The organism is Vibrio bathopelagicus, from assembly GCF_014879975.1.
Taxonomy (GTDB): Bacteria; Pseudomonadota; Gammaproteobacteria; order Enterobacterales; family Vibrionaceae; genus Vibrio; species Vibrio bathopelagicus.
The window spans coordinates 491884-512631 of the sequence record NZ_CP062501.1 but is presented as its reverse complement, the minus strand read 5'-3'; the positions used below and the strand labels follow the sequence as shown (position 1 = coordinate 512631).

Genomic DNA, 20748 nt, shown 5'->3' with positions numbered 1-20748 from the left:
TAACTGCTAACAAAGCATCCCCCATGTTAAAGCTAGGCTTGATTAGTTACGACCCGCAATCACACCACCATCCACATCCCAGATTGCACCCGTTACCCAATCAGCACTGTCAGACAGTAAGAAAGAGATGCTATTGGCGATGTCTTTCGGCAAACCCACTCGACCAATAGGGTGGAACGCGTTGAAGCCTTCTAACGTTTGATCCACTTCTTCCGGCTTAATGAAAGATTCGTAAATCGGCGTTTTAACGACAGCCGGAGAAACTGCATTAACACGAATATTGTGGTCTGCAAGCTCCATCGCCATATGCTGTGTTAAAGCGTGTAATCCAGCTTTAGCCATTGAATAGGCAGAAGAAGGCGTCGCTTTGATTGCTTGCTTACCCCACATAGAGCCTACGTTAACCACACGGCCGCCGCCGTTCTTGATCATCAATTTGCTTATCGCTTGAGTAATGAAGAAGGTTGCTTTATTAAGCTGCATGTATTGCTCGTAATCCGACTCTTGGTGCTCAATAAACGCTTTAGGGTTGAAGTAACCTGCCGCATTAACAAGGTAACCAATACCCTCATCTAACGACTCAAGGTGTTCGATAAGGCGAGATACACTGGCATCATCATAAAGGTTAGCTTGCCAGCCTGAAGCATGACCTAGCGATTGAAGTTCTGACACTGCTTTATCTAACTTAGTTGGGTTATTGCCCACAACCAGCACATGGATGTTTTGAGCAACTAACTGCTTCGCTGTTTCAAAGCCCATACCACTTGTGCCACCGATTACGACTGCAATACCATTTTTAGTGAAGTTCATTTTGTTATCTCCTAAGTCATGTGAACGTGGTAATCTTAGGCTTTGAACTAACACTATGAATAGTAAGTACAAATCGGTTAGGTAGGTACTTATTGGTACATCTTTATGAAAAATCAGGAAAACTTTTTTTCAAGAAAATCGGCACCAGAGCGCTCAGCTCGCATGGTAGAAACCATCTACGGTTGTAAATGGTCGCTCACAGTTTACCAATTACTGGCAAATGGCATTAATCGCCCCGGTGAAATGGTGCGCTCGGTCGAAGGGTTATCGACCAAGGTATTGAATGAGTGTTTGAAGCGAAATGTAGAGTTCGGGATTTTAGATAAGCAAATGTTCAACGAACTCCCACCAAGAGTTGAATACCAAGTCACTCCGTTTGGTGAGAAGTTCTTACTGATTCTGGACCAACTGGAAAGCCTACAAAACGAAATCGACGACATGTAACCGATCGCTAAGCCGAACATTAAACTGCGAGCACAAATTAGCTAACCGGCATTTGCTCGAAGCGACCTTTCACAAAATCAATAAAGGTTCGAATTCGACTTGGTTGATAGCGGTCTCGATGATAGATCGCTGAAAAATCGACCTTGGGTACCACCCAGTCATCAAACACCTGCACCAATTGCCCGTCGTTGAGCTCTTGCAAGCAATAGATGGTTGGCACACGAATAATCCCGTTGCCCGACCTCGCACCTTGCACTAACACTCGGCCATTTTTACATTGCAGCCTACCCGTTACGTGTACATCAACCGTTTTCTTTGTATCGTCTGATGCTTGAAAACTCCATTTGCGTACCGACCCTGTTAAGCAATCATGGTGAGCTAAATCTTTAGGGTGATTGGGCTTTCCTTTGCGAGCGAAATACTCGGGACTCGCGAGTGTTCCCATTTCAATATCCAATAGCTTTCTTGCGATAAAGCCAGCGTCTTCAAGGCTTCCCATACGAAAAGCGATATCGAATGCATCTTCAATCAAGTCAACTCGGTTACTACTGAAATCAAGGCTTATGCTGATATCGGGATAGAGCTGCATAAACTCATTGACCAGATCAGCAATGATCACCTCCCCCAAATAACCACCCACACAGTTTATTTTGATGTCACCGCGTACTTCTTCGACATCATCGACGGCAGCAATCAGGGCTTGGTCTATATTATCTAGAGCTTGTTCACATCTCGTGTACAGATCTTGCCCTGCGTGGGTCAACCTCAGGGTTCGAGTTGTGCGAATAAACAATGTCACACCCATCTGCTTTTCTAAGCTACTCACTTGGCGTGATACATGGGAGCGTGACACATCTAGCTCCTCAGCGGCTTTAGTGAAGTTTCCCAAACGAGCAATAAGCACGAAGGAACGAATATCAGACAGGTTAATTTGATTGAGCATGGTCGCCAACTTACTTGTGAAATTGAAAGTGATGAAGCTATAAAGTTATGACGCTATAAAGCTATAAAGCTATAAAGCTATAAAGCTATAAAGCTATAAAGCTATAAAGCTATAAAGCTATAAAGCTATAAAGCTATAAAGCTATAAAGCTATAAAGCTATAAAGCTATAAAGCTATAAAGCTATAAAGCTATAAAGCTATAAAGCTATAAAGCTATAAAGCTATAAAGCTATAAAGCTATAAAGCTATAAAGTGAACACCTTTATTGTTGCACCACAGCAACAGTGTTTCAAGTAAAGCGCTATATATCAACAATGCTATTTTCCTTAATATACCTCCATCGCAACGAAGCAAGGCAACAAGCACTTGATTCGAATGCACTTAAACAATACGTCGTAGCCAACCGACGCAATAAAAGTACAGAGGAAATAAAAATGAAAAAACTAATCGTAATTACAGGTGCAAGCTCTGGTATTGGTGAAGCAATCGCTCGTCGTCTAAGCGATGAAGGTCACCCTCTGCTTCTTTTAGCTCGTCGTGTTGATCGCCTTGAAGCACTGAATCTACCAAACTCACTATCAGTGAAAGTAGACGTAACAGACAAAGCGTCTTTCGATGCAGCAATTGCACAAGGTGAAGCAAAGTTCGGCCCTGTAGACGCGCTTATCAACAACGCTGGTGCAATGCTTCTTGGTCAAATCGATACGCAAGACGCTCAAGAGTGGAAGACAATGTTCGACGTAAACGTAATTGGTCTTCTAAACGGCATGCAGTCTGTACTTGCGCCGATGATGGAACGCAACACAGGTACTATCATCAACATCAGCTCAATTGCGGGTAAGAAAACATTCCCAAGCCATGCGGCTTACTGTGGTACTAAATTCGCGGTACACGCTATCTCTGAAAACGTTCGTGAAGAAGTGGCTGCTTCAAATGTTCGTGTTACCACTATCGCACCGGGTGCTGTAGAGACTGAACTTCTGTCTCACACAACATCTCAAGAAATCAAAGACGGTTACGATTCTTGGAAAGAAGACATGGGCGGCGTATTAGCAGCTGACGACATTGCTCGCGCTGTAGCATTCGCTTACCAACAACCACAGAACGTATGTATCCGTGAGATCGCTCTAGCTCCAACGAAGCAACAACCATAGGTCTTATCTATCGCTTCTAAATCAGCGATGAAATAAGCTATGAACTAAAAAGCGCCACTACTTACCAAGTAGTGGCGCTTTTGTTTTGATTCAGTTTAATTACTAGCCATAAGCGAGATTAGAACTCAACGCGATAAACTGATGTACTACCGCTCACCTCATTACCAACCGCAATAAAGTGATTACCAGAACGAGTGAAATACTTGATTGACTCTGGACCTAAGTCTCCGGCTTTCTGGTTGTAAGTCTCGTTGTCGCAATCACCGTCTTCATCGACCTTAGTGCACACTGGTTGTGTAAAGTCTCGGTTGTTCAAGTAACTGATGAAGCTTGCATTTTTAGGCTGTGTTACGTCGTAAACCATGATGCCACCCTGGCGCTCAAGTCCAATAAAGGCATAGTGCTTACCGTTGATCTCAGCCACTTCGATAGCCTCAGGTTCTACCCCTTTATCATCACTGCGATCGTCACCACTTTGGTTGTTATCATTGGTGCTATTGAAGTTTGCAGGATCTTGCTCAAGAACGATTCGAGCAAAGTCGTCGCCACTATCAAACACGAGCTCGCCTGACTCATCCCAGATAGAGAAAGAACGGCTACCGAATGCTTGAACCTTTTGGTCAGCAGCAAGCGTTCCTTGCGGCTTAATCACTTTAAGGCATGCAAGTTGCTTGCTGTCTTTCAATGCACCTGCCAATGGGTGGTTAGCGTCAACATCTAGCTTCTTGCCACGTACTTCATCGACATAAGCGATACAAAAATCTTTCTCTGTTGTGTAGTTTTCAGTGCCTTGATAGTCATCGCCATCCCACTCAAAGCCTTTATCGTCACATAACTTTTGTGTGGTCTTGATTCCATATTCACGGCCATCACCTTCATTCGCAGTCACGATGTAGGTACTGCCATCAACACTGTAGCTGGTGATACTGTCAGGCATGTAAAGCCCTTCTAACATCGCGTAGCTTTGCAGGTTTCCGATGTTTTTGTCTTTGTTCGATGCATCCAATTGCATGCTATCCCAAGGCTTACCGCCTAACCCAAGAATCGCATCCACCTCGGCACTCGCTACGTCAATCGCTGCTAGTGCATTGTTTTCTTGAAGAGCAACGTACAGTTTTCCGTTATCAGAAAACGTTAAATATTCTGGTTCTAAATCTTGAGCAACAGTTGCATTCGGAGCTGAAATTCGAACCTTGTCGGTCAGTTCTTTATGACGAGGCTGACCTTGATTGAATGCCTTGAAATCAATCTGGGTGACTTTCGCTTGCATCGGCCCATTCGCTAAATCCACCAATGTCACTGAGCCTTCAGGGTCAATGGTGTAATCCGAATTCGGCTCACCTTCATTTGCCGAAGCGATGTAACGGCCGTCTTTAGAAAAGCTCACCATGTCTGGCAGTGCACCAGCTTCGTATGTAGTGATCAGCTCTAATGTGTCTGAGCGATAAAGCGCAATGATGCCATTTTGTTGCTTGTCCGCATTTTCAATCGCGACAGCAACTAAGCCTTGGTAAGTAGATACACTGTTCGCGGCACCGATCTCAATACCAGAAGCTACAGCCGCTGATTGAAGTTCAATAGAACCCGCTGATGTTGGTTCACTAGCTGAGTTCATTGATAATACATCGACCTTCTGAGCTTGAGCGTTCACAACATATAGCTTATCGGTACATGAATCGTAGCTGACAATTTCGGCTGCTGAGGTATCAAACGGGGCGTCGGCAATTGAACGACCAACTAGACTGATTCCGGTAACCTCAGCATTGGAAGTGCTTGGCTGCTGGATGGATTGGCATTGAAGGCTAAAAGCATCAAGTGACGTATGAGATGACGTGGCAGTTGTTGACTGGGAACACCCTACTAGAGCAGAGCTTACGGCGATGGGTAACAATAAAGTCAGCTTATTGAATTTACGATTCATATATCCTCCATAATTTGAATCGCGATCATAGGAGGCGTATATGACAATTAGCTTTCTGTTTTATTAACAATCTATGACTAACAATAGATCGCTGCCATTCATTCCAAAACTTAATGACACAAAAAAAGCGCTCAAGCTGGCTGGTGCTTGAACGCCTCTAATAAACTAATAAGGTGGGTTAGAAGTTGTAACCACCACCAATCATGAATACCCACGGGTCGATATCAACGTCTGTTGAGTATTGGACGCCACCAGCTTTATATTTCGCTGTAGTACCAATGTCTGCATACCAAACTGACGCGTTCAAGAACCAATCTTCATTGATCATGTAATCCATACCAATGTTTGCAGCAAGACCCCAAGAGTCATCAAGAGACAGATCACTCAAACCAGCATCTTTACCATTGCCATTCAGTTCTTCATCAAAGAATACTGTGTAGTTGATACCGGCCCCTACGTATGGACGGAAATCGCTGTTCGCTTGGCCAAAGTAATACTGAACCATAAACGTTGGCGGTAGGTGTTTTGTGTCAGCAACTTTACCTAAACCGTTCACAGAAATACTGTGAGAAAATGGGCTCGCTGCTAGCACTTCAAAGCTGATGTTATCAGTAAACATATAACCGAACGTAAGACCAAGTTGAGTATCTGAATCTACAGAAAACTCTAAGTCAGAATTGTTAAGTACAGCGCCACTGCTGTCGTTTGGAGATACTGTTGCTGCACCTGCACGGATGATGAAATCACCTTCTTTATGAGCAAGAACATTGGTTGACATAAGAGCCGCAATAACCGCAATACCACATACTGTTTTTTTCATTATAATTTCCTTTTGAGGGCTTAATCTTATTGGTGAATGAGTAATCATTTCTTATTTTGCGTGCAAGGTAGCATATAATAACCCTACTTTATTGATGGAAATCAATTTGTGAAAAGTTGTGACTATTTATGTAAATTTACATCGACTCGATCACTTTATTCCTTCATTTTATTGACAGTTTTGTAATGCAACTTTCCCGTGCGTCATTTCGTTTAACCCAACCTCACCTACTTGTTTTGACCGGTTTGAATCAAAATAGAGCGAACCAACATCCTACATGCATCAATATGGTGCAACGAAATAGAAATCGTTGCCGCCTCTTTTAATATTCAACGAGTTACATTTGGCTTAGTGCTTGCAAGTCTATGTTCATAATCATAAATACATTGAGGTTCTGACTATGCAAGACACTCTAACAATCGTTCTGGCCGGCGGTGTTGGCTCTCGGCTTTCCCCTCTCACCGATAACCGCGCAAAGCCTGCGGTGCCCTTTGGGGGAAAATATCGAATCATCGATTTCACACTCGCGAACTGCCTGCACTCTGGGCTTCGCCAAATTCTGGTGCTGACTCAGTACAAGTCTCACTCTTTACAAAAACATTTACGTGATGGTTGGTCGGTGCTTAACCCCGAGCTCGGTGAATACATCACTAATGTTCCCCCACAAATGCGTACGGGTGACAGTTGGTATAGCGGGACTGCTGATGCGATTTATCAAAACTTGTATTTGCTGTCTCGCAGTGAAGCTAAGCATGTAGTGGTGTTATCTGGCGACCATATCTATCGCATGGATTACGCCCCAATGCTCAAGCAGCACAAGAAGAATGAATCCGACCTAACTGTTGCGTGTATGGAGGTGTCGATTGATGAAGCCAAAGAGTTTGGTGTGATGGAAATTAACGAATCGCATCAGATTAATAACTTTACCGAAAAACCACGTTACCCTGCATGTGTACCTGGTAGGCCAACACGAAGCATGGCTTCAATGGGGATTTACATCTTTGATAAAGAAGTACTGACACAGGCATTATTGGCAGACGCAGAAGATCCAGATTCAAGCCATGATTTTGGTAAAGACATCATTCCTAAGCTAGTCGAGAACAACAGTGTTTACGCATACAAGTTTGGCGACGAAGAGGGGCGCGTAACCCAAGACGCCTATTGGAGAGACGTGGGTACTATCGACTCTTATTACCAGTCGAATATGGATTTGTTAAAGCCAACTTCGCCAATCGATTTATATCAACCAGATTGGGCCATTCGTACCTATGAACCACAACTTCCGCCAGCACGAACGATTGCTTCGGTAGAGGGAAATCAAGGGATATTCATCAACTCGATGATTTCTAATGGTGTTGTGATAGAGGGAGGCTCGGCGCAAAACTCTATCTTCTTTCCCAAGGTAAAGGTCAGTAATGCCGCGATTGTGATTGATAGTATCTTGTTTGAAGATGTTGAGATTGGACGAAACTGCCACATTCAAAACTGCATCATAGATAAGAACGTAAAAGTGCCTGATGGCACTCAAATTGGTGTAGACAAAATTGAAGACGCTAAACGGTTCCACATATCCAAACAAGGCGTGATTGTGGTGCCCTCTTCGTACAAGTTTAAAGAGTGATCTTCTCTTCTGGTGCTCCTTAATCTTTCCATCACTAACTTATCACTGACCCGCTTAAACGAAAAAAGGCAGCGAATTCGCTGCCTTCTTACTTATGTAGACGGTCTCAATCAAAAGCTTAGCTATCCATGCGCTAAATTAAACAGCTACAACTTAGATTAGATTAGAAAGGCCCTAACTCAATCATTTGAGCAATCACGACTGAAATCAGAGCGCCTACCGACCAGAACAAGAACAGCGGTAAGAAGAAACGAACCCACTTGGTATAAGGCACTTTTGCAATAGCCAGTACCGCCAGCAAGCCGCCATTGGTTGGATAAATATAGTTAGAGATACCATCACCCAACTGAGATGCCAACGCTGCAACTTGACGAGTTACTTCACCAATATCCGCTAACGGAATAATGATTGGCATGGTGATAACCGCTTGACCACTGCCCGACGGAATAAACAGGTTAATTGCCGCTTGTGAGAAGTAGATACCAGCCGCAGCAACAAGCTTAGAACTGCCAGAAATGATCTGCGCAAGATAGTAGATGATCGAATCGACAATCTTGGCGTCTTCCATAATGGTCAACACCGAACGTGCGAAGAAGATGATCAACACTGCAACCAATACATCGCTAACGCCTTTCGTCCAATATTCACAAATCTTGTTCGGAGATAAACCTGCAACCAAACCCGGAATGATCGCCATAGCAACGAATGCACCAGCGATCTCAGTGAAACCGAAGCCCATCGTCAGCGTACCAAAAATCATGTAGGCAAATACGCCCAAGAACGCGATACCCGCGAACTTCTCACGTGTTGTCAGTGTTTTCGCTTCAACATTAGATTCGTAGTGGTAACCCGTACCATGCAACAAACCTTTGGTTGGATCTTGCTTTACTTTACGAGCGTAATTCAACACATACCAAGCACCTGTCAGCAGCATAAACATACCGACAATAAAGCGATACCACATGCCTGAATACATTGGTAATTCAGCGATAGTGTGTGCAATACCCGTGAAGAATGGGTTAGCCAACGCGGCAGCGAAACCCGCACAACTAGCCAGTAGGACAACACCTAACGCTGTGATCGCATCATAGCCAAGCTTGATACAGATAGGGATCATCAATGAGATAAAAATAACATCAAGCTCACGCATACCAGTGAAGGTGACGTTGAAGAAGATTGCCGTCATGATCACTGGCGCAATCACGTACAAGCCCTGTTTCTTGAGCTTAGTGGTTAGCGCGACAACCGATGCGTCTAGCAGACCCATGTGTTTGATGATACCGAAAGCACCGCCAACAAACACCACAACACCCATCACGCCAGAAGCGGATTTGAAGCCTTTAAAAAATGATTCGAAAAAAGAGGCTAATGTTGTTGGGTTGCTCGCTAATAGTGTGTAACTGTCTGGGTCGATAACCGTTCGGCCATTCATAACCACTCGTTCAAACTCGCCAGCAGGGATAAAGTAGGTTGCGATTGCAGCAACGATCACCATGATAACCAAAGAGAGAAACGGATGGTTTACTTCTTTCTCTGTCGGAGCTGTGTTACCAGCTTGAGATGTGGGTACGGATGTAGATACCGTAGACGTCATATAGACTCCTTATTTGTCAGCAACTAAGGAGTACTTAGCCGCCAAGAGGGATTTTTGGAAAAACGAAACCCTTCACGCAGAACTAAGTTCGCGCTAATTTAGGCTGTTTCAAAAAGGCCTTTGATAGATGGTGCTCTCAAATGTACATAGTGAAGTAGCGAGAACTACTCTCTTTGCGTCCGAGCAAAATGCAGATGTTCAGCCAAGTCAGGCCAAACTGAATGAGGTCATTACAAGCAGATAAACAGAAAAAGACTGTTTGGGTAATGCGTTTTTTATCAATTACAAAGACAAGCGGCGCATGCTAGCACAACGGGCGGTAAATTGTCAGAAAAGCGTGATTTTTGTCACATTTTATTGAGCTATGAAAAAGCGCCCTGTAAAACAGAGCGCTTTGTTAAATATATAGAAAGGCAGAACCAACAGCTTACTTAGGTGCTAACTCGTAGTTTTCTTGCATCTCATGAGGGGCAATCCCGTACTCATAATCTGCTAAATAACCATCCTTATAAACCTTCATCCCTTTCCCATCCCAGCTCACTTTGATCACCGCTGTTTTGCCATCTTCGCTGCCCATTAGCTCAAGCATTTCAGCATCAATCTTAATGGCTTTGATGGTTTTAATTCGCTTAAACTGCTTGAACTCAGTGGTAGACATTGGCAATGAGCCATAGCTGCTGATCCACGTCTCTTTTGGAACCAACCATTGGTTGAAAACATCATCAACAATCGCTTTCGGCATGCTTGCAATAACCACATCGTCTGTCATTACATTGTTGGTTTCTAAGCTATAACCGCCCTTTCCGTCAGAAACGTAGGTAGGAAAATCAGTACCGATTTCAGATTCAGCAGGCAAACGACCTAGAGTCACTGACTTCTTAACGTACAGTTCTGCGGTATCGAATTGCTGCATGATTTCCGGAATTTTCTGAAACTCAACGGGCGCAGCAAAGGCATTAAAGGCAAAAGAAAGTGAAGCCGCGATCGCAGCAAATTTAACAGGCATTTTCATGGTAACGAATCCAAGTTTAACGAAGGCGTTAGAGTATCCCGTACTAACAAATACCTCAATTAACCGCTGCAGCCTATATTAGTAATTGTGATATTGAGTGAAAGATCGGAATCTGTATCAAAAACAGGCGATTTATAAATTTAAGACTAGAATAAGCCATTGAGGTACGGCTTGATTAAGGCGATAAAATCTAAGTGGGCGAAGTCAACTGGAGCAATATTTCGAGAATGAGGATTTTTTAAACACGTTTGAAATTCACGAAACATAATATGCGATCAGTTCATCGGACTTTCAAGGGAGTAACAAGAGAATATTTGATAACACTGAAGTCAATCACACATGTGCTAATTCTCAGTTGGTTAATCTATGCGATGTTTGCTACGTTTAAATGACACAGTCATTGGAAAGGTATGATTTATGAAAATAAATGTTCAAACACATCATGTATCAATTAACGACGAGTCACGCAAAGACATCGAAGGTAAATTCGAGAAGATATCTAACCATTTCCCATCACTGATTAGCTGCGACATCATCATTACGAAAGAGCACGGCCAACATCAAGTTGAAGTATTCACCAACTACGAAGGTGTACGAGTAACAGCAAAATCTACAGACGATGTTATGTACCCAGCTATCGCTGCAGCACTCAAGAAACTTGAAGCAGGCCTAAGTAACCGTAAGGGACAATTGAAAGCAGACCTACACGAGAAACCAACGAGCACGAAGCCAGAAATTGCTTCGGACATCATCCAAGAGATGAAACTGGTATAACTCGACAAGTAGTTAAAGCGCACTGACGAATAGAAGCGCACAAGAATTACAAAGCCAGCACATATTGCTGGCTTTTTCGATCTTTAGATTTAGCAATCCCCTTTCGCTATCAAACTTCAGATTCGGCTCAAATCCATATTCTCTTTAAACCTCTTGAGTATCTCGTTGCTATAACAATCACGAATAGTATTTGGTACAGTGATAAGCAGAAACTTAGACCAAAACGGAATATTTGTTATGAAGAAAGTCGCGTTGATACTTTTCCTAGCCACTCAGTTAATGGCTTGCACAGAGGTTGGTAGTGAAGCTTGGTGTGCGGATATGAAAGAGAAGCCTAAAGGCGACTGGACGGCTAATGAAGCCGGTGATTTTGCCAAGCATTGTATTTTCTAAATAAACACTCACTACTCCAGAGTTTTTCTATTTTTAGATAAAAAAACGACCGCTAGGTAGACCGAAGTACCTAGGGTCGTTTGAGCTTCAAAATGCTAGATAAGCTCTCAACTTTCAAACAAAACACATGTCACAAAAAACATAGTGCGCACAGCACACTCATTAGATCAGCTTGTTACGGATGTGAATCACCACTGCTTCTGCAACGATAACCACTGCGAAGATACTCACTAATACCATTGAAACTTTTTGCCATTCAAAAAGGTTCTGCGCATCGTTTAGCACCACGCCAATACCACCAGCACCCACCAAACCCAGTACCGCAGATTCACGTACATTGATGTCCCAACGGAACAACACAATGGAATAGAACGCTGGCATCACTTGTGGCCAATAACCTTTAAGTAAAACGCTCATCCAAGAAGCACCTGTCGCGCGTAAAGCTTCAATGGGCCCCATGTTCACTTCGGCAATTGCTTCCGCTAACAGCTTCCCTACAAAGCCGATACTGCGAATGGCAATCGCCATAATGCCTGCGAGAACACCGGGGCCAAACAGTGCGATGAACAGCAATGCCCAAACCAATGAGTTCACAGAACGTGAAGACACGAGAAAGAATTGAGCAATCCAGTTCAGCGCTTTATTCGGAGTGATATTTGGCGCGTTCATCAACGCCAAAGGGATAGCAAATACCAAGGTAAACAAGGTGCCTAACGTGGCGATATGCAATGTTTCAATCATCGCCGCGTGAATCGACTCAGGATAAAACGCGTAATCCATCGGCACCATTCGTTCGAACATGTCAGCAAACTGCGCTGGCGCGTCGTATAAAAACTCTGGAATTACTTCAACGGTCTGCCAAGACCACACGATGGCGCACACAAGGCTAAGGTAAACGGCAAATCGAGCCACACGTTCGTTTGGTGTAAAGCGCTGCCACTCTCTATCGATAGATGCAGTTGTCATTAGAAGATTCTCCTAACAATATTGGAAAGAAATTCACCCACAAGAATCAACGCGATAATGGTGATCAAAATAGCGGCGACGAAGTCGTAGTCAAAACGTTGAAATGCAGAGAAAAGAGTACCGCCAAGGCCGCCCGCTCCCACGATGCCAACCATAGTTGAATTACGTAGATTTGAATCCAACTGGTAGCTAGCAAAGCCAATGAAACGAGTAAATACCTGAGGCATCACCGCGTACAGAATGACGCTAACAAAGCTCGCCCCCGTCGCTTTGATCGCTTCAACCGGTTTAAAGGAGATCTCTTCAATGGCTTCAGCAAACAACTTGGCGATGAAACCGATGGATGCGAATACTAAAGTCAGGATCCCCGCCAAAGCACCGAAACCAACCGCTTTCACGAATAAAATGGCAATGATCACCGGGTGGAAAGAACGACACAGTGCGATGAAGCCCCGAATCGGTGTTGATACAATCGAAGGCATCATGTTTCTTGCAGCAAGTAAACCAAGAAACAGTGAGATGACTATGCCGAAGAAGCTCGAAATGATCGCAATCTGTAAGCTCTCCGCTAAGCCACTTAGCAGTAGATTAGTACGCGAAAAATCTGGCGGAAACATTCTTGATAGTAACCGCTCACTTTCACCGAAACCGATGACCAAACGATCAAAGGTCAGTCCTAACGTCGCAAAGCTGTAAAACAGGTACCCAATGATTGCAGCGATAATTGCACGGTTAGTCCATGAAGTTTTGAACGGATTTTCATGTTTAGAAAATGAATTCGCTGACGAAGATACACTTGTTGAAGAGCTTGGGGTTAATCCAGCCATGACTCACCCCCATAAATAATTTTTAGGTCTTCTTCTGAAATACCTTCAGGGCTGCCATCGTAATGCACCTTGCCATTACACATACCAATGATGCGCTTGGCATAACGCTTGGCTAAGTTCACATCGTGAATATTCACCAACACTGGGATGTTTTTCTGCTCGGCGAAGGTTTCCATCAATTCCATGATCTCAACAGCTGTTTTAGGGTCGAGTGATGACGTTGGTTCATCTGCCAATAAAATATATGGGTCTTGCATAACGGCGCGAGCAATACCGACACGTTGTCTTTGACCGCCCGATAAACTGTCGGCACGTTGGTTGGCAAAGTCTTGTAGGCCCACAAATTCGAGTAATTCGAACGCTTTGGCTAAATCTTGCGCAGAGTAGTTACGACGCCATGCATTCCAAGCGGTCATATAGCCTAAACGGCCACTTAACACGTTCTCGATAACCGTTAAACGTTCCACGAGGTTATATTCTTGGAACACCATGCCGATGTGTCGACGCTGTTTACGCAGCGCTTGGCCTTTTAATTGAGTCAGGTCTGCGCCATCAAAAATGATTTCGCCTTGGCTTGGATCGTTAAGTCGGTTGATACAGCGCAGAAGCGTACTTTTACCGGTACCAGATGGACCAATGATCGCGATGATGCCTGGCTCATCGATATCAATATTAATGCCTTTAAGGATTGGCTTGCCTGCCACATATTCGTGAAAAAGGTTGTTTATCTTTATTCCTTCATAGCTTGCTACGGCCATACTGCATTTCCTTGTGCGAATTTTAGAATGATCTATGCCCTACCCGCGAGGGCATAGATTAGTAGTTGAGGTAAGTGTTCTGAGAGGCCTAAGTTTTCAGAGAGATATGAGCCTTCTGTGAGAGCTAGCTCCTCCGATAAATCTTAGTCTTCTTAGAGAACTGAGAACTAGCCGTTGTTTGCTTGTTTTGCTAACTCAGCGGCTTTTTTCTTTGCACGTTTAGCCGCATCTTTTTCAGCTAACTTCTTCAGGCCAGTTTTAGTGTAAGCCGTACCTGTCGCATGAGCGATATCACGAATCACATCCCACTCTTCTTTGTAGCTGATAGGAGAGAAACGGTCGGCACCTTTAAACGATGCGCTCATTTCTGGCGTAAAACGGTAGCTAAAGAAAGCTTCGTTGATCTTCTCAACCAGCTCCGGCTTTAGGTTGTAAGCATAGCCAAACGCAGACGTTGGGAAGCGTGGGCTACGGTAGATGATCTTCAGTTCAGAATCGTCGACACGACCGGCTGCAACCATACGGTCGTAAACGTCAGATGCCACAGGTGCCGCATCATAGTCTCCATTGAACACACCGAGAATAGATTGGTCATGCTTACCAGAGTAAAGCACTTTGTAATCTTCATCTGGCACTAGGCCTTTCGCTGGGAATAACGCACGAGGAGCTAGGTTGCCAGAGTTGGAAGAAGCAGAAGTGTGTGCAACCTTTTTGCCCTTAAGATCAGACATTTTATTAATGCCGCTGTCTTTACGCACAATCGTGATTAGGTTGTAGCCTTGGAAGCCAGACTCATCGCCTTTCACTGCGATTGGAACGTAACCCGCGAGGTTAACGGCGTAGCCAGTCGGGCCAGTAGAGAAACCCGCAACATGGAGTCGACCAGAACGCATCGCTTCTACTTGTGCGGAGTTTGAGTGCACCGTGTAGTAAATCACTCGCTTACCTGTAATTTTACTTAGGTGAGCTTGGAAGTCGGCGAACGCATCTTTGTATAACGCTGGGTCTTCTACAGGAGTGTAAGTAAACACAAGCGTACTTGGGTCGTTCCACTCATCTGGATTCTTTGGTGAATCGGCTACCAAATCTTGGTTTTCATCACAGTATCGATCGTCTAACACACCACGACTAGAGCAGTCGCTTGCCATAGCCATTGAAGGAAGTAGTAATGAGCTAGCGATTAACAGTCCTTTAACACTGATTTTCATATTCAAACCTTACTTTTACTTATTGTTGAAAGTCACCTTCGCTATTGCAGTCTTTGTGCCACCTTTTAATTCATTTAATTTCAAACACTTAAACTAAAACCCAAATTGGTTAATTACCTTTGTGTCATTACTGTCCAATCAAGAAGTCTCCATTTGGGTCATTTATGTCCCACCAATTTCGGTGGTAAAAAAAGAGCCCGGAGGCTCTTTGGTTCACTGCTTTTTCTCTTATTATTCTTTAGCTAAGAGCTCTCTATACAAACGCTATAATTAGCGACGTAACAGCGCTATTACAACAGCCTAAGCGTCGCTGTCCATACAGTTAGCGTAATAAGTTACCGTTGCAGGCCAGTCACTGAATACGCCTATCACACCCACATCTTGCGCCAGTACATCAAGCATTTTCATCATGTCGCCATCGTTGTTGATGCCATCTTTCACGCTTTGGTAATACCAACCGCCGCCTTGCGCTAGTGGGCCCGAACGCTCAAGTGTCCATGCAATGATCTCAAGGTCAGCATCTTTTGCCAGTTTCGCGTAGTTAGACGCAACCAGTTCGTTGTTCTCACCTAGCTCAACCAAAGCAAACAGAGGTGGCGCGATGATATTCACACCCGCATCGTGTAGCTCTTTCATGTTTTCAACAGACGCGACAAAGTCCGCTTGCTCATAGACACGGTCGTCAAGATAAACGGCTTGCTTACCGAACTTAGGCGTCTCATTAACCCAGTACTTCACATCATCCAAGTTGAATGACTGTAAGTAAGTCTCCGAAGGCTCAAAGCCCGCCTCTTTCAGCTCATCCACCAGCTTCTGCGCGTACATCTCTTGGGTAAAGCCATTGAAAGGCATTTCAACCGCCGCCGATTTCAATTCAGGAGTCACCTTCACGCCGTGCTCTTTAAACAGTGCCGCACTTTCGGCGTGTGTCATCAGTGTTCCACTTTGGCTGTAAAGATCGGTTCTCCAACCAGGAGTGCCATTCATATACTCTTCGACAGTGGTTGCTTTTGGGTTCGCACCATCCATTTTCCCTTTCAGGGTCTTAAACTCCGCCAGCGTGAAATCAGAGGTACGGCACTCAACCTGAGCATCTTCGCCTGTCGCTGGGTTGGCTGGCGTGAACGGTGTTGAACACTTCTTAGCAAGATCAGGGTGTGCCAAGACATCTGTTGTGGTGTGCAGATCACTTTGCGAGTGACGGCATACCAACGCTTTATCTTTAGTAAAAGTGACATCACACTCCACTACGCCCGCGCCCATTTGAATGGCCGCTAAGTAGGATTCTTTGGTGTGCTCAGGAAACTGCATCGCAGCTCCGCGATGTCCAATAGAAAAATCACTACGGTGAAAAGGTCCTTCACTGCAACTCAACAGCTTGGTTTTCAAAGGGCTCTCATCCATATTGTTCACTAAAAAGAGGGGACGAGGACCTAAGTCAGCTGACTCAGTTGCGGCCCATGCCGTCATCGAGCTCACACCTAGTATCAGAGCAATCGAACCTTTCAGTATTTGCTTCATGTTTGTATCTCCTTGCAACAAGCAATTATTTTTCTAATTTCCTTTATTCGATCATTCGGTGTTGAATAATTGTCATATAAGTTTTGACTCAACACCGAAAAACCTCATGTGAACGTATGTCACAATGTAGTGTTTGCACGCATTGTGCCAAATGTTAAAGCCCTTTTATTACAATCACTTGAAACGGTTAGCCATTCGACTAAAAGTTAAATGGGTCATTGTTGTCTTGTGCTTTTCCTTTTGATTTTGATTTTGATTTTCCATTTAACAAACAACTGAACCAGTTAGGCCTTGAAACTCTCTTTATCCAATTGGTGTTTCTTCATTTTTCGATAAAGCGTTTTACGTGGCAGGTTCAGCTTGCTTGAGACCTCATTGATATTGCCTGCACTCTCTATCAACGCTTCAGTCAGTACATTCCTTTCGTACTGCTCCATCTGTTTTTCAAAGGCGAAATCTTCTCCGGACGTTTCACAAATTGGTGATTGAAGATCAAAGCCATCTCCCACGATACCGAGCACAAATCGATCGGCGACATTGCGTAATTCACGCACGTTACCGGGCCATTCGTGTCGACATAGTTGCTGAATCTGCTCAGGGTAAATCGTTGATGGGCGTGTCTTGTATTTGTGGCTCGCTTGAATCACAAAATGACGGAACAACACCTGAATGTCCTCTTTACGTTGACGCAATGCGGGAAGGTTTAAGCTAGCAATATTGAGGCGATAGAAGAGATCGGCTCTGAACTCACCCGTTTCACTCAAGCTCGCGAGATCAGCTTTACTGGCGGCGACCACCACGATATCAACTGGGATTAACTCGTTACCACCAACGCGCTCAATCATTCGCTCTTGAATGACGCGCAACAGTTTAATTTGCACAGCAATCGGCATGCTTTCGATTTCATCAAGAAACAGAGTTCCGCCATTGGCTTGTTCTATTTTGCCAATGCGTTTCTTGTTGGCACTGGTAAATGAGCCCGCCTCATGACCAAACAACTCACTCTCGATAATGCTTTCTGTCATGCCGCCACAGTTGATCGCGACAAAGGGCCTCGCCTTACGACGGCTAAATTGATGCAACGCGCGAGCAATTACTTCTTTACCCGTTCCTGTTTCGCCGTTGATGATGGTATCAACACCGGTATGAGACAGTGCGAGCACTTGCTTACGTATCGTATCCATCGCTTTTGATTGACCGATAACCACCGTTTCAATCGGTAACTCAGCCTCCTCATCACCGTCTGTAGTTGCTGGGCAATTGTGCTGAGATTGTGCCAATGCCAAGTCGAGCTTCTCTACCAGCTCACTAGCATTAAGTGGCTTTTCCAAAAAGTCGAAAGCTCCTAGCTTCATTGCCTCTATCGCCATGGGGATATCACCATGGCCACTCATCAACAATACAGGGACGTTAGCAGCTCTATGTTGAATGGAACTCATCAGCGTAAGCCCATCCACCTGTGGCATTCGTACATCACACAATACAACCGACTGGCTGTTTGCTTTGAGCGATTTAAGGCCAAGGTTAGGGTCGGTAAAGGTAGTGACACTAAACCCTTCTAGCTCCAACATTTCACTCACGGCTTCAACGACATCGATTTCATCATCGATAAGAACTATGTGTTTTTCTGCAGTCATGAGGCTATGCCTTTTGGTAGAGTGACGATAAAAGTGGTGCCTTGGTGTTCAACTGATTCCACGTGAATCGAGCCGCCAAAGTCTTTTATGATGTTGTATGCAATAGACAAACCGAGTCCAAGCCCCTTTCCTGTAACCTTACGGGTATAAAATGGGTCGAACAGGTGCGGAATGTCCTCTTCAGGTATCCCTAACCCGTTGTCCATCACTAAAATCTGAATGGTATTCAAATGCTCTTGAGTGAAAATGCTGAGCTCTGGTTGCTCTCTGTGTTCAACGGCGTCTAAAGCATTGCTGATCAAATTCACCAGAACCTGCTCCAAGCGAATGCTATTGGCACGAACAATTTGGTCGCTCTGTGAGGAATACTGAATCGAGACTCTACTTTGCCTAGTTTCAAACAGGTCAATCGCATCACCGACGACCTTATCCAATTCAACGTTACCAATCTTGCCATCGCTCTTGCGTGAGAAGGCTTTTAGGTGACGAGTAATCGCAGCCACTTTGTCTAACAAGACCTCGATCTTTTTCAGGTTCTCTTCTGCCCTTTCAGGCCTTTGCTTACCTAACCATAATTGAGCACTTCGAACGTGACTGTTTACTGCGGTCAGAGGTTGATTGATCTCGTGCGTGATCCCGACACTTAATTGCCCTAGCGCAGCCAATTTTCCGGCTTGGATTAACTCGTCTTGAGTCACTCGCAATTTGGCTTCTGCTAAGGTGCGCTCTTCAACCTCTGCCTCTAATTTTCGATTGGTTTGCTTCACGACTTTGGCCGTGGTCTGAAATACCTTTAGGTACTTGGCCATTTGCGTCACTTCGTCTTTGCCACGAATGGACACTTCGGTATCTAAATGGCCGGTAGAAATCGCGAACATGTTGTCTTTCAGCTGTAAAAGTCTTTCCAAAATGCTCTTACGCACGTAGAACCATGAAATAGCCGCAGCAGCCAGCACGCTGAACAAAGAAAGGAAAAGAGAGAGTTGTTGGTTCGATTGCAAAGACAGCTGAGCCTGCTGAATCGACTGATCAATATTGCGATTCACTTGGCTGGTATTGCGCTCGATCTGCACAGTTAATTGGTTAAGATGCTCACGGCTGTTTTGCAGGAAATACTGCTCTTGGTAAAGATGATCGAGCGCTTTGTTTTTCAGCCCATACAAGCTGCTATCACTTGAGGCTAGGTTGTAAATTACGGTGAGTTGGTGATCTAATTCGGGAAATTTGCTTCTTAAATCACCACTGGCCCAAAGTTTCCACCATTCTTCCCCTACTTGCTCTAAGCGGTAACTGGTGTAATCCAACTCATTAAAGCTTGAATCGTTATATAGCTTCTCTACCAAGCCTAATTGGTAATAAAGAAGAGATTTCAACTGAGTATATTGGATTTGATCTTTGGCTGACTCAGGTAAACTATCGAGTGAATCACTGGCTTGTTGCAATAGAGGATAAAAGCCTTCAAGCAAATTACGAAGTTCTTGATTGAGTTGTTCGGACTCAATCTCACTTTGATACAACAGGCTCAGACTATTATTAACTTGGGCGATAAGATCTTTAAAGTAGGCGTGATAATCAGGAAATTGAACCATAACGCTATTCATTACTGATATAGCCTCTTCAATTTTAAGCATCGCCTGTTTGCGCTCTAAATTGGATTCAGCGTCACTGAGTTGTGATGAGGTGGTGATAATCACTCGCACCATGTCGTTCAAGCGTGCAGCGTTATCTAAAGCAGGGATTTCACTCTCTTTTAATTCGACAAGCCTTTGATTTAGGTTATCAAAGGTGAAACTGGAGACAACAGAGAGAAAGATGGTAGTCATCGATAGCATGGCTAACGCCAACACCAAACGCAGTTCTATACCTTTCCAACCAAACCACTTACGACGCGGAATTTTGATCGAAAATGGACGTTCAAAACGGTCCTTGCTATCTATCACCTCGGAGACATGACTACTCACTCGCCCCACCTTATTCTAATCAAAAAACCAACAGGAAAGGTCAATGATTCAATCAGTTAAGTGGTCAACCTGACTTAAAGCCACTTCAAATAGTTTTATCGAAACTATGAAAACAAGAGTAATCATTAACATTTCACATAAAACACCATAACAATTATTTTATAAAGCTTGAGCTGTCTGTTTTGCGATAATAGAAAGTGACCGCACCGACAGAAACGTGATTACTTTATCAATACGCCCGTAAATCATACGAATAGCGCGCTCAATCAAGCAGTAAAAACCTTTGATTATTTAATAAGTTAAAGACTAGAGATCTAAAAAATCGCACAAGCTTTCACTCATGCGATTTCATTTATGTCATGTCCATCGACTAACCTGAAGCTC

General features: G+C 44.1%; 18 protein-coding genes. 5 read left to right on the top strand and 13 right to left on the bottom strand.

The genetic code is table 11. The features are described 5' to 3' along the window. Positions 1–42: 42 nt before the first annotated feature. A complete protein-coding gene (locus IHV80_RS18585; RefSeq protein WP_192891806.1) occupies positions 43–810 on the bottom strand; it encodes an SDR family NAD(P)-dependent oxidoreductase in 768 nt (255 codons plus the stop codon). 105 nt (positions 811–915) lie between these two features. Between IHV80_RS18585 and IHV80_RS18580 the strand changes: the two genes are divergently transcribed. After that, on the top strand, positions 916–1254 hold the full coding sequence (locus IHV80_RS18580; protein ID WP_192891805.1) for a winged helix-turn-helix transcriptional regulator: 339 nt from the start codon (positions 916–918) through the stop codon (positions 1252–1254). A 37-nt stretch (positions 1255–1291) separates the two neighbouring features. Here the strand turns inward: IHV80_RS18580 and IHV80_RS18575 are convergent, their stop codons facing one another. Continuing rightward, positions 1292–2197 (bottom strand): LysR family transcriptional regulator, encoded by a 906-nt coding sequence (locus IHV80_RS18575; protein WP_192891804.1) that lies wholly within the window; start codon positions 2195–2197, stop codon positions 1292–1294. 434 nt (positions 2198–2631) lie between these two features. Between IHV80_RS18575 and IHV80_RS18570 the strand changes: the two genes are divergently transcribed. Beyond that, positions 2632–3351, top strand: coding sequence for an SDR family oxidoreductase (locus IHV80_RS18570; protein WP_192891803.1), 720 nt, complete (start codon positions 2632–2634; stop codon positions 3349–3351). A gap of 118 nt (positions 3352–3469) precedes the next feature. On the opposite strand, the gene IHV80_RS18565 is transcribed toward IHV80_RS18570, so the two are convergent. After that, positions 3470–5272 carry a choice-of-anchor I family protein gene (locus IHV80_RS18565; protein WP_192891802.1) on the bottom strand — a complete coding sequence of 601 codons (1803 nt, stop codon included), beginning with the start codon at positions 5270–5272 and terminating at the stop codon, positions 3470–3472. A gap of 178 nt (positions 5273–5450) precedes the next feature. Next, positions 5451–6092 (bottom strand): outer membrane protein OmpW, encoded by a 642-nt coding sequence (gene ompW, locus IHV80_RS18560; protein ID WP_192891801.1) that lies wholly within the window; start codon positions 6090–6092, stop codon positions 5451–5453. A 400-nt stretch (positions 6093–6492) separates the two neighbouring features. Between ompW and glgC the strand changes: the two genes are divergently transcribed. Beyond that, positions 6493–7713 carry a glucose-1-phosphate adenylyltransferase gene (gene glgC / locus IHV80_RS18555; RefSeq protein WP_192891800.1) on the top strand — a complete coding sequence of 407 codons (1221 nt, stop codon included), beginning with the start codon at positions 6493–6495 and terminating at the stop codon, positions 7711–7713. A 163-nt stretch (positions 7714–7876) separates the two neighbouring features. Here glgC and IHV80_RS18550 read toward each other — a convergent pair whose 3' ends face one another. Continuing rightward, entirely contained in the window at positions 7877–9307 is a 1431-nt protein-coding gene (locus IHV80_RS18550) for a YfcC family protein (protein ID WP_192891799.1), read from the bottom strand. Positions 9308–9734: 427 nt separating this feature from the next. Further along, the gene (locus IHV80_RS18545) at positions 9735–10319 is read right to left on the bottom strand and encodes a hypothetical protein (protein ID WP_192891798.1); all 585 of its coding nucleotides are present in this window, start codon (positions 10317–10319) and stop codon (positions 9735–9737) included. 417 nt (positions 10320–10736) lie between these two features. On the opposite strand from IHV80_RS18545, the gene hpf reads away from it, so the two are divergent. Together hpf and IHV80_RS18535 are read left to right on the top strand one after the other, a co-directional pair. After that, positions 10737–11093: a ribosome hibernation-promoting factor, HPF/YfiA family gene (hpf, locus tag IHV80_RS18540; RefSeq protein WP_017061680.1), complete on the top strand. Its 357-nt coding sequence runs from the start codon at positions 10737–10739 to the stop codon at positions 11091–11093. A gap of 237 nt (positions 11094–11330) precedes the next feature. Next, positions 11331–11486, top strand: a complete 156-nt coding sequence (locus tag IHV80_RS18535) for a DUF3012 domain-containing protein (RefSeq protein WP_017631564.1) — start codon at positions 11331–11333, stop codon at positions 11484–11486. Positions 11487–11648: 162 nt separating this feature from the next. Here the strand turns inward: IHV80_RS18535 and phnE (IHV80_RS18530) are convergent, their stop codons facing one another. The 7 genes from phnE (IHV80_RS18530) to IHV80_RS18500 all read right to left on the bottom strand — a co-directional run bounded on the left by phnE (IHV80_RS18530) (position 11649) and on the right by IHV80_RS18500 (position 20373). Beyond that, complete coding sequence (phnE, locus tag IHV80_RS18530; protein WP_009846258.1) at positions 11649–12452, bottom strand: phosphonate ABC transporter, permease protein PhnE; 804 nt, start codon at positions 12450–12452, stop codon at positions 11649–11651. Next, positions 12452–13279, bottom strand: coding sequence for a phosphonate ABC transporter, permease protein PhnE (phnE, locus tag IHV80_RS18525; protein ID WP_192891797.1), 828 nt, complete (start codon positions 13277–13279; stop codon positions 12452–12454). The genes phnE (IHV80_RS18530) and phnE (IHV80_RS18525) overlap by 1 nt, the downstream gene beginning before the upstream one ends. Then, the gene (gene phnC / locus IHV80_RS18520; protein WP_004732991.1) at positions 13267–14037 is read right to left on the bottom strand and encodes a phosphonate ABC transporter ATP-binding protein; all 771 of its coding nucleotides are present in this window, start codon (positions 14035–14037) and stop codon (positions 13267–13269) included. Before phnC ends, phnE (IHV80_RS18525) begins: the two co-directional genes overlap by 13 nt. 167 nt (positions 14038–14204) lie before the next feature. Next, positions 14205–15245 (bottom strand): phosphate/phosphite/phosphonate ABC transporter substrate-binding protein, encoded by a 1041-nt coding sequence (phnD, locus tag IHV80_RS18515; RefSeq protein WP_004732989.1) that lies wholly within the window; start codon positions 15243–15245, stop codon positions 14205–14207. Positions 15246–15545: 300 nt separating this feature from the next. Next, entirely contained in the window at positions 15546–16766 is a 1221-nt protein-coding gene (locus tag IHV80_RS18510) for a glycerophosphodiester phosphodiesterase family protein (protein ID WP_192891796.1), read from the bottom strand. A gap of 284 nt (positions 16767–17050) precedes the next feature. After that, positions 17051–18403: a sigma-54-dependent transcriptional regulator gene (locus IHV80_RS18505; RefSeq protein ID WP_192891795.1), complete on the bottom strand. Its 1353-nt coding sequence runs from the start codon at positions 18401–18403 to the stop codon at positions 17051–17053. Beyond that, complete coding sequence (locus tag IHV80_RS18500; protein ID WP_192891794.1) at positions 18400–20373, bottom strand: ATP-binding protein; 1974 nt, start codon at positions 20371–20373, stop codon at positions 18400–18402. The genes IHV80_RS18505 and IHV80_RS18500 overlap by 4 nt, the downstream gene beginning before the upstream one ends. Positions 20374–20748: the final 375 nt, after the last annotated feature.

Excerpts from the sequence above, each read along its gene's own strand:
- IHV80_RS18550 (WP_192891799.1), bottom strand. The coding sequence starts at position 9,307 with ATGACGTCTACGGTATCTACATCCGTACCCACATCTCAAGCTGGTAAC.
- IHV80_RS18505 (WP_192891795.1), bottom strand. The coding sequence starts at position 18,403 with ATGACTGCAGAAAAACACATAGTTCTTATCGATGATGAAATCGATGTC.
- hpf (WP_017061680.1), top strand. The coding sequence starts at position 10,737 with ATGAAAATAAATGTTCAAACACATCATGTATCAATTAACGACGAGTCA.
- phnC (WP_004732991.1), bottom strand. The coding sequence starts at position 14,037 with ATGGCCGTAGCAAGCTATGAAGGAATAAAGATAAACAACCTTTTTCAC.
- IHV80_RS18580 (WP_192891805.1), top strand. The coding sequence starts at position 916 with ATGAAAAATCAGGAAAACTTTTTTTCAAGAAAATCGGCACCAGAGCGC.
- phnE (WP_192891797.1), bottom strand. The coding sequence starts at position 13,279 with ATGGCTGGATTAACCCCAAGCTCTTCAACAAGTGTATCTTCGTCAGCG.
- ompW (WP_192891801.1), bottom strand. The coding sequence starts at position 6,092 with ATGAAAAAAACAGTATGTGGTATTGCGGTTATTGCGGCTCTTATGTCA.
- IHV80_RS18575 (WP_192891804.1), bottom strand. The coding sequence starts at position 2,197 with ATGCTCAATCAAATTAACCTGTCTGATATTCGTTCCTTCGTGCTTATT.
- phnD (WP_004732989.1), bottom strand. The coding sequence starts at position 15,245 with ATGAAAATCAGTGTTAAAGGACTGTTAATCGCTAGCTCATTACTACTT.
- IHV80_RS18565 (WP_192891802.1), bottom strand. The coding sequence starts at position 5,272 with ATGAATCGTAAATTCAATAAGCTGACTTTATTGTTACCCATCGCCGTA.
- IHV80_RS18510 (WP_192891796.1), bottom strand. The coding sequence starts at position 16,766 with ATGAAGCAAATACTGAAAGGTTCGATTGCTCTGATACTAGGTGTGAGC.
- phnE (WP_009846258.1), bottom strand. The coding sequence starts at position 12,452 with ATGACAACTGCATCTATCGATAGAGAGTGGCAGCGCTTTACACCAAAC.
- IHV80_RS18545 (WP_192891798.1), bottom strand. The coding sequence starts at position 10,319 with ATGAAAATGCCTGTTAAATTTGCTGCGATCGCGGCTTCACTTTCTTTT.
- glgC (WP_192891800.1), top strand. The coding sequence starts at position 6,493 with ATGCAAGACACTCTAACAATCGTTCTGGCCGGCGGTGTTGGCTCTCGG.
- IHV80_RS18585 (WP_192891806.1), bottom strand. The coding sequence starts at position 810 with ATGAACTTCACTAAAAATGGTATTGCAGTCGTAATCGGTGGCACAAGT.
- IHV80_RS18535 (WP_017631564.1), top strand. The coding sequence starts at position 11,331 with ATGAAGAAAGTCGCGTTGATACTTTTCCTAGCCACTCAGTTAATGGCT.
- IHV80_RS18570 (WP_192891803.1), top strand. The coding sequence starts at position 2,632 with ATGAAAAAACTAATCGTAATTACAGGTGCAAGCTCTGGTATTGGTGAA.